The 14,429-nt window shown below is 54.1% G+C and carries 9 protein-coding genes and 1 pseudogene; 1 reads left to right on the top strand and 9 read right to left on the bottom strand.

The features are described 5' to 3' along the window. Positions 1 to 12: 12 nt before the first annotated feature. From ACSZO1_RS01920 to serC, 9 genes and pseudogenes are all read right to left on the bottom strand, one after another. On the bottom strand, positions 13 to 1,230 hold the full coding sequence (locus tag ACSZO1_RS01920) for a winged helix-turn-helix domain-containing protein (protein ID WP_437608972.1): 1,218 nt from the start codon (positions 1,228 to 1,230) through the stop codon (positions 13 to 15). 62 nt (positions 1,231 to 1,292) lie between these two features. Further along, positions 1,293 to 2,270: a tetraacyldisaccharide 4'-kinase gene (gene lpxK / locus ACSZO1_RS01915; RefSeq protein WP_437608970.1), complete on the bottom strand. Its 978-nt coding sequence runs from the start codon at positions 2,268 to 2,270 to the stop codon at positions 1,293 to 1,295. Beyond that, positions 2,267 to 4,015: a lipid A ABC transporter ATP-binding protein/permease MsbA gene (gene msbA, locus ACSZO1_RS01910; RefSeq protein WP_437608968.1), complete on the bottom strand. Its 1,749-nt coding sequence runs from the start codon at positions 4,013 to 4,015 to the stop codon at positions 2,267 to 2,269. Before msbA ends, lpxK begins: the two co-directional genes overlap by 4 nt. A gap of 35 nt (positions 4,016 to 4,050) precedes the next feature. Next, positions 4,051 to 6,308 (bottom strand): annotated as a pseudogene (locus tag ACSZO1_RS01905) (ComEC family protein). Positions 6,309 to 6,522: 214 nt separating this feature from the next. Further along, positions 6,523 to 6,807 carry an integration host factor subunit beta gene (gene ihfB, locus ACSZO1_RS01900; RefSeq protein WP_437608966.1) on the bottom strand — a complete coding sequence of 95 codons (285 nt, stop codon included), beginning with the start codon at positions 6,805 to 6,807 and terminating at the stop codon, positions 6,523 to 6,525. Positions 6,808 to 6,895: 88 nt separating this feature from the next. Then, complete coding sequence (rpsA, locus tag ACSZO1_RS01895) at positions 6,896 to 8,569, bottom strand: 30S ribosomal protein S1 (protein ID WP_437608964.1); 1,674 nt, start codon at positions 8,567 to 8,569, stop codon at positions 6,896 to 6,898. Between the two features lie 125 nt (positions 8,570 to 8,694). Continuing rightward, positions 8,695 to 9,384, bottom strand: coding sequence for a (d)CMP kinase (cmk, locus tag ACSZO1_RS01890; RefSeq protein ID WP_437608962.1), 690 nt, complete (start codon positions 9,382 to 9,384; stop codon positions 8,695 to 8,697). 171 nt (positions 9,385 to 9,555) lie between these two features. After that, positions 9,556 to 10,839, bottom strand: coding sequence for a 3-phosphoshikimate 1-carboxyvinyltransferase (aroA, locus tag ACSZO1_RS01885; protein ID WP_437609095.1), 1,284 nt, complete (start codon positions 10,837 to 10,839; stop codon positions 9,556 to 9,558). A gap of 109 nt (positions 10,840 to 10,948) precedes the next feature. Then, positions 10,949 to 12,034, bottom strand: a complete 1,086-nt coding sequence (serC, locus tag ACSZO1_RS01880) for a 3-phosphoserine/phosphohydroxythreonine transaminase (RefSeq protein WP_437608960.1) — start codon at positions 12,032 to 12,034, stop codon at positions 10,949 to 10,951. Between the two features lie 343 nt (positions 12,035 to 12,377). Here serC and ycaO point away from each other — a divergent pair, with 343 nt between their 5' ends. Further along, the gene (gene ycaO, locus ACSZO1_RS01875; RefSeq protein ID WP_437608958.1) at positions 12,378 to 14,135 is read left to right on the top strand and encodes a 30S ribosomal protein S12 methylthiotransferase accessory factor YcaO; all 1,758 of its coding nucleotides are present in this window, start codon (positions 12,378 to 12,380) and stop codon (positions 14,133 to 14,135) included. Positions 14,136 to 14,429 lie beyond the last annotated feature (294 nt).

Genomic DNA, 14,429 nt, shown 5'->3' with positions numbered 1-14,429 from the left:
TAATATCAGAAGCTACAGCATATCACAGCGCCAGCCCTCTCCCCAACTGGCGCGCAGCGCGGCGGGTGCATGATCGATCACAACCTGCTGTGCGCCCTGCCAGCGGGCGAAATCGGTAATGGCACGGGTAAGGTCACGTAGCAGAGTGTCGGTCACTTTGACACCCTCTTCCAGCCAGCAGCCTTTGATCTGCAGCACCTGCTCCTTGCGTAGCATTTTGGCATCCAGTCGCCCTTTCAGCGCACCGCGGTGCAACAACGGCAGGACAAAATAACCAAATTTACGCTTCGCTTCTGGCGTGTAGCACTCAATACGATAATCAAAAGCAAACAGTTCCAGTGCACGGCGGCGATCCCAGACAACCGGGTCAAATGGTGACAGCAGCGCGGTATGGGTCGCATTCAGCGGTTTTTCCAGCAGCGGCAACAGCGACTGGTGCAGATACATGTCGCCCAGTTTCTCCACCGTCACAGCCACCACCTCACCACTTTCCAGTGCCTGCGCCAGTACGGCTTTCACCGGCGCGCGTTTGATCCGGTAGTAATCCGCCAGCCATTCTGCGCGGAAGATCCCGAGGCTGCGCATGCTGTTGTACAGCATCTGCTGAACTGCGTCTTCCTCATCCAGCAGATGCAGACCATCATCCCAGTCCGGCAATACGCGCGAACGTAAATCATAAACCCGCTGAAAATTACGCCGCTCCGTGACCATCAGTTCGCCAGCAGTAAACAGATTTTCCAGATGGCGTTTATGCGGTTTCCACGACCACCAGCCCGGCTGATGACCTGGTGCAGTGGCAAAATCCGCCGAGCGCACCGGGCCATTGCTGGCAATATGCGCCAGCAATGCCTCGATCTCCTGCGCATAGTCAGCCACCCATTCAGCATTGTATTTCCAGCCCAGATTGGCCGGGTCGAGCATACGATGGCGCAATAATTTGTAGTCTTCTACCGGGATAAAACAGGCTTCATGCGCCCAGTATTCAAACAACTGACCTTCCGCCAGCGCCTGTTCCAGCCATAACTGCGGATACGCACCGAGCCGGCTGAACAGTACCAGGTAAGGGCTGCGCGCCACTACATGGATCGTGTCAATCTGCAACAGCGACATGCTGCGGATGGTGTTCAGTACGTCAGGGTAACGCGCTTTGCGTTTCGGGGATTTCAGTAGCTGTTGCGCGGCAAGATGTAGCTTGCGGGCTGTTGCCAGAGAGAGATCAAGTGCGGGCATCGTGGCATCCTGAAAAAGAAGATACCACCAGTTTAGCGGCGAATAATTATTCGCCGAATACTTTATTTGACCAGAGCCTTAATTTTATCAAGCAGTTCCGCCGCGGCCTGCGCCGGAATATCGGCGTCAACAGGCAGATACCACCAGTTTTCAGCGGCAAACTGACGGCATTTGACGGCATCTTTTTCCGTCATGATCAGCGCCTGTTCTGCGGAGGTCAGCGCACGCAGCTCTGCTTCGCTATAGGCCTGATGATCAGCAAACGCGACTTCTTTTATCGGTGTTACGCCCTGCTGCTTCAGGGTGGAGAAAAAGCGCGGGGGATGACCAATTCCGGCCATTGCAACGATCTGCGGCAGCTCGGTTAACGGTTTGCTCTGACCGGTATGCAGGTTGACTGCCTGACCCGGCTGCAGACGCATGGCAATCTCCGTTCCCTGCACCTCACCACCATTGACGATCACCGCATCGACACTGGCCAGCCGTCCCGCGCGCTCGCGCATGGGGCCGGCAGGCAGCCACCAGCCGTTGCCAAAGCGGCGCACACCATCAACCACGACAATCTCAATATCACGCGCCAGTGCATAATGCTGGAGACCATCATCGGTGACGATAACATCAATATCACCACGCGCCTGCAGTGCCTGCACCGCCTCACTGCGCCCCGGTGACACCGCCACCGGAGCATGTGTGCGCTGGTAAATCAGCACCGGTTCATCACCCGCAGCCGCCGTGGTGGTAGCCTCATCCAGCAATAGCGGATAGCGATCCGCCTTACCGCCGTAACCACGCGATACCACCCCAACACGCAGTCCCTGGCGCTGCAGAGCCTCCACCAGCCAAATCACCACCGGTGTTTTACCATTGCCACCGGCGGTCAGGTTCCCCACCACAACTACAGGCACTGAAGCACGCCACACCCTGCGCCAGCCAAGCTGGTAGCTCAGCCGGATGCCGTTACTGATCAGCCCATATAACCAGCTGAAAGGCAGTAACAGCAGCCACAGCGGTGAACGTCCGCTCCAGATACGCTCAATCATTGACCGAACTGCATTTTATGCAGCTGCGCATAGGCACCCTGCTGGCTTAGCAATTGCTGATGAGTACCGCGCTCAACAATATGGCCATCTTCCACCACCACAATCTCATCGGCTTTCTCGATGGTAGAGAGACGGTGGGCGATCACCAGCGAGGTACGGTTTTTCTGCAGTTCATCCAGCGCCGACTGAATAACGCGTTCAGATTCGGTATCCAGCGCGGAAGTCGCTTCGTCGAGGATCAGAATCGGGCAATCACGCAACAGCGCACGGGCAATAGCGATACGCTGGCGCTGGCCGCCAGACAACAGCACACCGTTCTCGCCAATCACCGTATCCAGGCCATTATCCATTTTGCTGATAAAGTCCATGGCATGCGCCATCACCGCCGCTTTTTCGATCTCTTCGCGGCTGTACTGTTCGCTGCGGGCATAGGCGATATTATTGGCAATGGTGTCGTTAAACAGATGCACGTTCTGCGACACCAGCGCCACCTGATTACGCAGCGAACGCAGGGTATATTCGCGCAACTCATGGCCATCGATCAGGATGTCGCCCTGCTGCACATCATAAAAACGCGTCAGCAGGCTTGCCAGGGTGGATTTACCCGAGCCAGAACGTCCAACCAGCGCCACCGTCTTCCCGGCAGGGATGGACAGGTTGATATTGCGCAGCGCCGGATTATCACGACCCGGATAGGTAAAGGTGACATCACGGAACTCGATATCGCCATTAACGCGTTCAACTTTACGCGTACCGGTATCATTCTCCTGCTCGCTGTCGAGAATCGAGAACAGCGTCTGGCAGGCGGCCATACCGCGCTGGAACTGCGCGTTGACGTTGGTCAGCGATTTCAGCGGGCGCATCAGCGCCACCATGGAAGAGAACACGACGGTAATCGTACCGGCGGTCAGGGTTTCCATCACGCTCGGGAAGCTGGCGGCGTAAAGCACAAATGCCAGCGCCATTGACGCGATCAGCTGAATAATCGGGTCGGAAATAGAAGATGCCGAAACCAGCTTCATGCCCTGCTGGCGCATTTTGTTGCTGACGGAATCAAAACGCTTACTTTCAATTTCCTGGCCGCCAAAGATCAACACTTCTTTATGGCCTTTCAGCATCTGCTCGGCACTGGTGGTCACTTCACCCATAGTGTTTTGCATGTTTTTGCTGATATTGCGGAACCGTTTTGATACCAGGCGAATAGCAAAAGAAACAATCGGCGCCAGTACAATCAGAATCAGCGATAACTGCCAGCTGTAGTAAAACATCATGATAAACAGGCCGATAATCGATGCGCCTTCACGCACCACAGTCACCAGCGCGCCAGACGATGAGGCTGCGACCTGCTCAGAATCATAGGTGATACGCGATAACAGCGTTCCCGTAGACTGCTGATCGAAGAAGGTGACCGGCATGCCCATCATATGACTGAACAGACGGCGGCGCATATTCATCACCACATGGCCGGAAACCCAGGAGATGCAGTAGCTGGAAACAAATCCCGATACACCACGTACCAGCATCAGACCAATCACCGCCAGCGGCATCCATAACAGAACCGAGCTGTCGGCTTTACCAAAACCATCATCAAGTAATGGTTTCAGCAATGACAGCATGAGAGTATCGCCCGCGGCGTTAATGATTAGCGCAATCGCTGACACAACCAGCCCAGCTTTGTGTGGCGCAATCATTGGCCACAGGCGGCGGAATGTCTGCCACGTCGAGAGATCTTTATCCAGATGCATTATTAAACCAGCTTATGATGAAGTAGCCGCTCATTCTACCTGGATTCCCTGGGTACGCCAAACCACTGATGATACCAACGGGGCAATATTTGCTCTCTTAAGCCTTTGACTTGCCATTTTTCGTTACTAAATTGCACGCTCAGCTGACCGGAAAGCGCCGTGTCGTACCACTGATAATCCTGCTGCTGATAACGCTGCACCACCTGAGTCGCAGGCATACGCCACGCGTTATAACGTGCCACAGATGCCAGTGCGGCACTTCCTGCAACATTTCGCAGCAGGAGCGCAGTGGATGAAGTATTACTGCCATGATGCGGCACCTGTAAAATATCGGCCTGCAGCGCCTGCTGATAGCGTGCGACCAGTGCCCGTTCGGCAGGTGCCTCAAGGTCTCCGGTAAGCAGTATGCGCCAGCGCCCGTCGTCCACCAGCAGCACGCAGGAGTCGTTATTCTGCCCTTCCTGATTGCCCGGCAGAGGCCACAGTACCTCAAAATGGAGTGTCTGCCATTGCCAGCGCTCTCCCTGATAACAGGGCAGATGAGGCCGGTTCTTCAGTGCACTGCGTACCGTCAGTTGTGGCCATTCCTGCTGCAGGCTCTCCAGCCCACCGAGATGGTCAAGGTGCTTATGACTGATAATCACCTGTTCAGGTTGTATCCCCTGCCAGCGCAGCCAGGGAGTAATAATCTGCCTGCCAGCATCACCACCTTTCCAGCGATTGCCGGTATCGTAGATCACGGCTTTGCCTCCTCGTGAGATGACAATCGCCAGACCATGCCCGACATCCAGCATATCCAGCCGCCAGTCGGGTTGTGGCATAGCCTGTCGCCAGTAAATCACTGTAACCAGAAGAGCTGTCACGGTGAAAGGCGATGTGCGCCACCAGCAGAAACGCCAGGCCAGCAACGCCAGCCAGCCACTCAGGCAGGCGAACACCGCGGATTTACTGAGTATCAGCCAGCCGGCTGGCAGCCCTTGCAGACAGACAATAACCAAAGCCAGAGATCTGTCCACCAGCCACCATACCGGGCTACTGGCTATTTCAGGTATCAACAGCGCCAGCAGAATCAGTGGCACGGAAACCAGCGAGATCACAGGCACTGCAATCAGATTCGCCAGTAGCGCGCTCATGCTGATGCCATGAAAGATAAAGCCCTGCACCGGCATCAGCAGCAGCATCATGCCGATTTGCAGATGCAGCAACTGCAGCCACCACCAGCGCTTTTGCCGTGTCAGACGTGCAGGCAGCGGAAACCACTGATACCACAGCAGTAATGCTGCGACCGCCAGCGCAGACAACCATAAGCTGTCGGAGAGAATTGCCAGTGGATCGAAGAACAGGATCGTGGCGATACACAGGCTCCAGACCTGCCAGCCGCTGCAACATATCCCCGATACACGCAGCAGGCACCACAGGGTTAATGCCAGCATTGCACGTACCGCGGGCGGATTAGCACCTGCCAGCCAGGTATAGAGCAATGCGACCAGCAGGCTGACAAACAGCGGGTAACGGTAACCAATCCAGTGAGCGGGAAAAAAAATTGCGTGGCACGCGCCAGCAGCCAGCCAAACAGTGCCGCCAGGCCAATGTGCATCCCTGAAATCGCCATCAGATGCGCCGTACCGGTTTCACGCCATAGCGCAGTCACCTCTGCAGACATACCCGCGCGCTCACCAAAGGCCAGCGCACTGATCACTCCCTGCCAGAGCAAGTGCTGATAAGCAGGCAGGGTGGCGTCAATGACACGCTGCCGCCAGCTGCAATCAGCATTGACAGGTTGTAGCGCGAGGATACGACCCGTTAGCGGGCTGTGATTCGCCAGCGCCTGCCGCTGACGGTCAAACTCCCCCTCATTCAGTCGCGCATGCACAGGCCGCAGATTCAGCGTCATCTGCCAGAGCTGACCGACACAGGCATCTTCAAGGCCTGGCGCAGCGTTCAGGATGGCGGAAACCGGTGGGAAGACAGGGTGCTGGTCGACACTCACCAGTCTGACCCGCAGACGCTCTCCTCCCACCAGCCATTGTTCAATCCGGACTTGCGCTTTAACCGGCGTGGTCGTCAGCGATGTGATTTGCTCCAGTGCTTGCCTCCCGGCAAGGCAACACCAGACAAACAACAACAGGGTTACTGCCACCACTTTGCTGGCCTGCCAGCGACATCGCAGTAAGATCAGCGTGACTATCGCCAGACAACTGAGCAGGCCATTTCCGGGTAAATCAGGCAACAGGCAGAGCGGCAACGCCGAGCAGATCATCATCCATGAAAGCTGTGTCACTGAGGCTGCCATCACCCTCTCCCTGTTTACCTGAGCGGGCAGTGTGGCAAAAACAACGCGGGAAGACAGCGGTCAGAAAACAGTTTTACGTAGCGGTTTCCGCGTTTTCGTTAGCGCTTGCAGAGAAGAGACAAAATTGTGCGAAGCAGTACGCAATCACCAGCATCAGGCAAAAAAAAAACGACACCCGTAAGTGTCGTTTTTATGCTTTCCGCTTCGCGGCTGCTTAACCGTAGATATTTGCGCGATCGCGCAGCTCTTTGCCTGGTTTGAAGTGGGGAACGTATTTACCTTCCAGTTCCACTTTGTCACCCGTTTTCGGGTTACGGCCAGTACGAGGTGCACGGTAGTGCAAAGAAAAGCTGCCGAATCCCCGGATTTCGATGCGTTCGCCATCTGCCAGCGTGGTGGCCATGTGCTCCAGCATCTCTTTAACCGCATCCTCAACGACTTTCGCCGGAATATGAGTCTGTTGGCCTGCAAGTCTTTCAATCAGTTCTGACTTGGTCATAAATCCTCCGGTTAATCCCTATGGAATAAGGTTTTGACAGCTTACTACAGAATCCGGGTAACTTGCGCTACCCGGATGCTTAAGTCGATTACTCGCCTTTAGCAGCTTTGAATGCTTCTGCCATAGCGTTAGAGAAGTTACCTTCTTCCTGTTTGGTGTTAACAGAAGCGATGGCATCTTTCTCGTCAGCTTCGTCTTTCGCACGAACAGACAGGCTAACAACGCGGTTTTTACGGTCAACACCGGTGAATTTGGCTTCAACATCGTCGCCAACACTCAGAACCAGAGTTGCGTCTTCAACGCGGTCACGTGAAGCTTCAGAAGCACGCAGGTAGCCTTCAACGCCGTCTGCTAATTCAACTGTAGCACCTTTAGCATCAACAGCAGTCACTTTACCGTTAACAATAGCACCTTTCTTGTTCAGAGAGATGTAGTTGTTGAACGGATCTTCTGCCAGCTGCTTAACGCCCAGGGAGATACGCTCGCGCTCTGCGTCAACCTGCAGAACCACAGCAGCGATTTCGTCGCCTTTCTTGTATTCACGAACTGCTTCTTCTCCGGTAGCGTTCCAGGAGATGTCAGACAGGTGAACCAGGCCGTCGATGCCGCCGTCCAGGCCGATGAAGATACCGAAGTCAGTGATAGACTTGATTTTACCTTCAACGCGGTCGCCCTTGTTGTGGGTCTCAGCGAACTGCTGCCATGGGTTAGATTTGCACTGCTTCAGACCCAGAGAGATACGACGACGTTCTTCGTCGATATCCAGAACCATTACTTCCACTACATCGCCAACGTTAACAACTTTGGATGGGTGGATGTTTTTGTTGGTCCAGTCCATTTCGGAAACGTGTACCAGACCTTCAACGCCTTCTTCGATCTCAACGAAGCAGCCGTAGTCAGTCAGGTTGGTCACGCGACCAGTCAGCTTGGTGCCTTCTGGGTAACGCTTAGCGATAGCGACCCATGGATCTTCGCCCAGCTGTTTCAGACCCAGAGATACACGGGTACGCTCGCGGTCGAATTTCAGCACTTTCACGTTGATTTCGTCGCCAACATTGACGATTTCGCTTGGATGCTTAACGCGTTTCCATGCCATGTCAGTGATGTGCAGCAGGCCGTCAACGCCGCCCAGATCAACGAAGGCGCCGTAGTCAGTGAGGTTCTTAACGATACCTTTAACTTCCATGCCTTCCTGCAGGTTTTCCAGCAGCTGATCGCGCTCTGCGCTGTTTTCGGATTCGATAACCGCACGACGTGAAACCACCACGTTGTTACGTTTCTGGTCCAGCTTGATTACTTTGAATTCAAGCTCTTTGCCTTCCAGGTGCAGAGTGTCACGCACTGGACGCACATCTACCAGGGAGCCTGGCAGGAACGCACGAATACCGTTCAGCTCAACTGTGAAGCCACCTTTAACTTTGCCGTTGATAACACCGGTAACAGTTTCAGCACCTTCGTAAGCTTTTTCCAGCGTGATCCAAGCTTCATGACGTTTAGCTTTTTCACGGGACAGCAGGGTTTCACCGAAGCCGTCTTCTACTGCATCCAGAGCAACGTCAACTTCGTCGCCCACCTGGATTTCCAGTTCGCCAGCTGCGTTTTTGAACTGCTCTGCAGGGATTGCAGATTCAGATTTCAGGCCCGCATCAACCAGAACGATGTCTTTGTCGATAGCAACAACAACACCACGAACGATGGAACCCGGACGGGTTTCGATTTCTTTCAGGGACTCTTCAAAGAGTTGAGCAAAAGATTCAGTCATATTGATAATCTTCAGGATTCTTCAATTTAACGTCCACCTGACATCCTGACGGGTGGGGTTGTTTCACATGCCCCATGACATCCATATCACAGGGTTAAAAATTCAATTATGCGTGTTTTGTCGCATTATTCATGCGGCAACGCGAGTTTTTCGCGCGCATATTGTAGCGCCTTTTCAATCACTTGCTCAATGGTCATACTGGTTGAATCCAGCACCAGAGCATCTTTCGCCGGCACCAGCGGAGCAATCGCCCGATTGCGGTCGCGATCGTCACGCTCTTTTATCTCGGATAAAAGGCGCTCAAAGTTAACACTAAAGCCCTTCTCCTGCAACTGTAGCATACGGCGGTGCGCACGCTCTTCCGAGCTGGCATCCAGGAAGATTTTCACTGGCGCATCAACGAACACCACGGTGCCCATATCCCGCCCGTCAGCGATTAAACCCGGCGCTTCGCGGAAGGCTCGCTGGCGACGTAACAGCGCTTCACGTACGCGCGGGAAAGCGGCGACTTTTGAAGCGGTGTTACTGACTTCCTGGCTGCGAATTTCCGCCGAAACATCTTCGCCTTCCAGAATCACTTCCATTTCACCGTTGGTGGCCACAAAGCGCACGTCCAGATGCGCCGCGATCGGCACCAGCGCTTCTTCCGACTCGATATCTACATGATGATGCAGAGCCGCAAGCGCCAGTACACGATAAATTGCGCCTGAGTCCAACAGGTGCCACTGCAGTGCTTCAGCCATCGCTTTACAAAGCGTGCCTTTGCCTGCACCACTCGGCCCATCAATGGTGATAACCGGGACTGTTGCCGTCATCTCTTTCTCCTGTAGTTCGTCAGACAAATACCGCCGCGCATTATACGCTGCAATAGCCGCGATAGTTACCCCAAAGCATAAGCTCGGGCAAAATAAACAGGAGATTCAGAATTAAGCAGTGAGACACCAGCGACAAAATACCCGTTGCAGCGATGCAACGGGTATTTAAGTTTAGGCCAGCTGGCTGACGCGCGCCAGTTGCTGGAAGTAGTCAGGGAACGTCTTCGCGGTGCATTTCGGATCGAGAATGGTGACCGGCGTGTCGGACAACGCCACCAGCGAGAAACACATCGCCATACGGTGATCGTTATAGGTGCCAATCTCGGCATACTGAAGGGTCGCAGGCGGTGTGATACGGATGTAATCATGCCCCTCTTCCACTTCCGCGCCCACTTTACGCAGTTCAGTTGCCATCGCCGCCAGACGATCGGTCTCTTTAACACGCCAGTTATAGATGTTGCGCATGACGGTAGTGCCTTTGGCAAACAGCGCCGCCGTGGCGATAGTCATTGCCGCATCCGGGATATGGTTCATATCGAGGTCGATGGCGTTCAGTTCTCCACGGCTGCAGGCAATATAGTCATCGCCCCACTCAACCGTTGCGCCCATTTTTTCCAGCACATCAGCAAAGCGGATATCACCCTGCACACTGTTACGGCCGATACCCGTCACACGCACGGTGCCGCCTTTTACTGCCGCTGCGGCGAGGAAATAGGAAGCAGAGGATGCATCGCCTTCCACCAGATAATCACCTGGTGACTGGTACTGCTGGTTGCCACGGATAACAAAACGCTGGTAGTTGTCGTGGGTCACGTCCACGCCAAACGTTTTCATCAGGTGCAGAGTGATATCGATATACGGCTTTGATACCAGATCGCCCTTAATCACAATGGTGGTATCCTGCGGCGCCAGGGGTGCAGTCATCAGCAACGCGGTCAGGAACTGGCTGGATACGCTGCCATCAACACTCACTTCACCGCCGACAAAGCCACCTTTAATATGTACTGGCGGATAATCGGTCTGCTCCAGATACTCTACTGTCGCACCGCCCTGACGCAGCGCATCAATCAGATGACCAATCGGACGCTCTTTCATGCGCGGTTCGCCGGTCAGTACAATGTCGTTATTGCCCAGACACAGCGCGGCCGCCAGCGGACGCATGGCGGTGCCAGCGTTGCCGAGAAACAGTTCCAGCGCTTTATCCGCATGCAATGGCCCGCCGTTACCGACTACTTCACACAAAGTGCGATCGGCAGAGAGCGTATAGCTGACACCCAGTGCGCTCAGCGCATTCAGCATATGTTTCACATCGTCGCTGTCCAGCAGATTGGTCAAACGCGTGGTGCCATTTGCCAGAGCCGCCAGCAGCAGCGCGCGGTTCGATACGCTTTTTGAGCCCGGCAGATTTACCGTGCCGTCGACGCGGGCGATGGGTTGTAACGTCAGGGATTCCAGCATGCGAAATCTATTCTCCATAAAACAAGTGCAATGAAACCTCACCGGGTGGTGAGGTTTCAGTAAGGTCTAAGACAAAGCCGTGTGATGGTTCTTTCGGTAAACGCGATTAACCGTGACGCTTTTCGAAACTCGTCATAAAGTCAGTCAGAACTTTTACCCCTTCCAGCGGCATCGCATTGTAGATGGAAGCACGCATGCCGCCAACCACGCGATGGCCTTTCAGCGCATGCAGGCCTGCCGCGAAAGACTCTTCAAGGAACAGTTTGTCCAGTGCAGGATCTTTCAGCTGGAACGGCACGTTCATACGTGAACGGTTAGCGATCGCCACACCATTGCGATAGAAGTCGCTGCTGTCGATCAGGCCGTACAGCAGGTCCGCTTTTGCCTGGTTACGCTTATCGATTTCACCGACACCGCCCTGCTCTTTCAGCCATTTGAACACCAGACCGGAGAGATACCAGGCGAAGGTTGGCGGAGTATTGAACATCGAGTCGTTATCTGCCAGCACCTTGTAATCAAGGATTGATGGCAGTTCCTGGCGTGCTTTACCCAGCAGATCATCACGGACGATGACCAGCGTCAGGCCAGCAGGGCCGATATTTTTCTGCGCGCCTGCGTAGATCACACCATAACAACTGATATCGAGCGGACGCGACAGAATAGTAGAAGAGAGGTCAGCGACAACCACTTTATCGCCAAAGTCAGGTTCTTCATTGATCGCCAGGCCATCAATGGTTTCGTTCGGGCAGAAATGCACATAGGCGGCGTCATCACTCAGCGCCCATTCACGCATTGGCGCAATGCCTGCCAGACCATTAATCGTGGTTTTGGCATCAATGACGTTTGGCGTGCAGTATTTCTGCGCTTCTTTGATGGCGCTGTGCGCCCAGTAACCACCATCAATATAATCGGCGGTTTTTGCCTGTCCCAGCAGATTTAATGGCACTGCGGCAAATTGCGCGCGAGCACCACCATGGCAGAACAGCACTTTATAGTTGGAGGGGATTTTCAGCAGGTCACGCAGATCCTGTTCGGCTTCCTCAGCGACCTTAATAAACTCTTTGCTGCGATGGCTAATCTCCATAACGGAGGTGCCTAAACCCTGCCAGTTAGTCAGTTCCTGTTCTGCGCGACGCAATACTTCTACCGGCAACATCGCCGGACCGGAGCTAAAATTGAAAACCTGAGTCATTTCCCCTCACCACTGTCAGATCTATTGGTTATGTGTCTGCTATCGGTTTTATCACTGCCTCAGGGTTGCTGCAATCATTTCTCCGGTGACACGGCCCATTTCCCGTGACGCGCCGCAACAGCTTGTAGGGCAATTGCAAACAACAACGATATTTTGTGAGGCGTCTTCACGCTTCATGCATTTGTCACGCAACAAGATCATAAATATGACAGGGTACACAGACGGATGCAGTAAATGACCCGCGCACGCTGACACGGTGTAAATTATTACGCCCGGATAGCGATTACGGCGCAAAACCCGTATCATTGCGCGCTTTCCGCACAACCAATCAAAAGTGGGCCACATGACTCAAACTTTTATCCCAGGCAAAGACGCCGCACTGGAAGACTCCATCGCACGCTTTCAGCAAAAATTACAGGATCTCGGCTTCAATATTGAAGAAGCGTCCTGGCTGAATCCTGTTCCGCATGTCTGGTCAGTCCATATTCGCGACCGCGATTGCCCACTTTGCTTTACCAATGGTAAAGGCGCCAGCAAGAAAGCGGCGCTGGCGTCAGCGCTCGGTGAATACTTCGAGCGTCTCTCCACCAACTATTTCTTTGCTGACTTCTGGCTGGGCAACAGCGTGGCGAACGGTGATTTCGTTCATTACCCGAATGAAAAATGGTTCCCGCTGCCAGACGACAAAAGCCTGCCGGAAGGTATTCTTGATGCGCGCCTGCGTAAATTCTACGATCCGGAGAATGAGCTGGGTGCCAGCGATCTGATCGATCTGCAATCCGGCAATGCCACCCGTGGCATCTGCGGACTGCCCTTTACCCGTCAGTCAGATAACCAGACCGTTTACATTCCCATGAACATCGTCGGCAACCTGTATGTGTCGAACGGTATGTCCGCGGGCAACACTGCGAACGAAGCACGTGTTCAGGGTCTGTCTGAAGTGTTTGAGCGTTATATTAAAAACCGCATCATCGCTGAATCTATCAGCCTGCCAGCCATTCCGGCTGACGTGCTGAACCGCTACCCTAGCGTGGTGGAAGCTATCGCGCGTCTGGAAGAAGAAGGTTTCCCTATCTTCGCTTACGACGCCTCACTGGGCGGTAACTACCCGGTCATCTGCGTGGTACTGTTCAACCCGGCTAATGGCACCTGCTTCGCCTCCTTCGGTGCACACCCTGATTTCGGTGTGGCGCTGGAGCGTACCGTCACTGAGCTGCTGCAGGGCCGCAGCCTGAAAGATCTCGATGTCTTTACCCCACCGACCTTCGACGATGAAGAAGTGGCGGAACACGCTAACCTGGAAACGCACTTTATCGACTCCAGCGGCCTGATCTCCTGGGATATGTTCAAAGACGACGCCGATTATCCGTTCGTCGACTGGTCATTTGCCGGTACTACCGAAGAAGAGTTCGCCACTCTGATGGCCATCTTCAACGCGGAAGATAAAGAAGTGTATATCGCCGACTACCAGCATCTGGATGTCTACGCCTGCCGTATTCTGGTGCCGGGCATGTCCGATATCTATCCGGCGGAAGATCTGCTGCTGGCCAACAACAGCATGGGCGCGTACCTGCGTGACACCCTGCTGTCGCTGCCAGGCAGCGAGTGGGAAAAAGAGCAGTACCTTTCACTGCTGGATCAGCTGGACGAAGATGGTCATGACGACTTTACCCGCGTACGTGAACTGCTGGGCATCGCGACCGGCAAAGACAATGGCTGGTACACACTGCGTATTGGTGAACTGAAAGCGATGCTGGCGCTGGCAGGCGGCGATCTGGAACAGGCGCTGATCTGGACCGAGTGGACCATGGAGTTCAACAACTCCATCTTTACGCCAGAACGCGCTAACTACTACCGCTGCCTGCAAACCCTGCTGCTGCTGTCGCAGGAAGAAGGTCGTGATCCGGTGCAGTACCACAATGCCTTTGTGCGCATGTACGGCAGTGATGCTGTGGAAGCCGCCTCCGCTGCACTGAGTGGTGAAACACCATTCTACGGTCTGCAGACGGTCAACAGCGATCTGCAGGCATTCCCGGCGCACCAGGCGCTGCTGGGTGCTTACGAGAAGCTGCAACGCGCAAAACGCAATAACTGGAAATAACACCCGTCTGTCACCTGAAGTTGCCGTTAACACTCCGGCAACTTCAGGGATACAATTTATCTCCGTTGCTTTCAGTACCTGATTCAATTATCAGCAATCGCCTTTTCCCTTCTTTTTATAATAGATTTATTGCACCACAAAGCCATTTGCAAAATAAAGGTTAAAGGAAAGTAAACACCTGCCGGCGGATTCAAGTTCGAAGTGCAACGCTAAGCCACCTGTCTTAACTCTGCAAAGACCACTGAAGGCTGCCGGAACCCGAGGCATTTTCTTGGCCTGCTGTTCAGTGCTCCC

The sequence above is a fragment of the Erwinia sp. V71 genome (assembly GCF_965644245.1).
Classification (GTDB): domain Bacteria; phylum Pseudomonadota; class Gammaproteobacteria; order Enterobacterales; family Enterobacteriaceae; genus Erwinia.
The sequence above is the reverse complement of the archived record's forward strand: the minus strand, read 5'-3'. Positions and strand labels throughout refer to the sequence as shown.

What these genes read in the sequence shown, in the direction of transcription:
- cmk (WP_437608962.1), bottom strand. Translation starts at nt 9,384, where the DNA reads ATGACGGCAACAGTCCCGGTTATCACCATTGATGGGCCGAGTGGTGCA.
- ycaO (WP_437608958.1), top strand. Translation starts at nt 12,378, where the DNA reads ATGACTCAAACTTTTATCCCAGGCAAAGACGCCGCACTGGAAGACTCC.
- msbA (WP_437608968.1), bottom strand. Translation starts at nt 4,015, where the DNA reads ATGCATCTGGATAAAGATCTCTCGACGTGGCAGACATTCCGCCGCCTG.
- ihfB (WP_437608966.1), bottom strand. Translation starts at nt 6,807, where the DNA reads ATGACCAAGTCAGAACTGATTGAAAGACTTGCAGGCCAACAGACTCAT.
- rpsA (WP_437608964.1), bottom strand. Translation starts at nt 8,569, where the DNA reads ATGACTGAATCTTTTGCTCAACTCTTTGAAGAGTCCCTGAAAGAAATC.
- serC (WP_437608960.1), bottom strand. Translation starts at nt 12,034, where the DNA reads ATGACTCAGGTTTTCAATTTTAGCTCCGGTCCGGCGATGTTGCCGGTA.
- lpxK (WP_437608970.1), bottom strand. Translation starts at nt 2,270, where the DNA reads ATGATTGAGCGTATCTGGAGCGGACGTTCACCGCTGTGGCTGCTGTTA.
- ACSZO1_RS01920 (WP_437608972.1), bottom strand. Translation starts at nt 1,230, where the DNA reads ATGCCCGCACTTGATCTCTCTCTGGCAACAGCCCGCAAGCTACATCTT.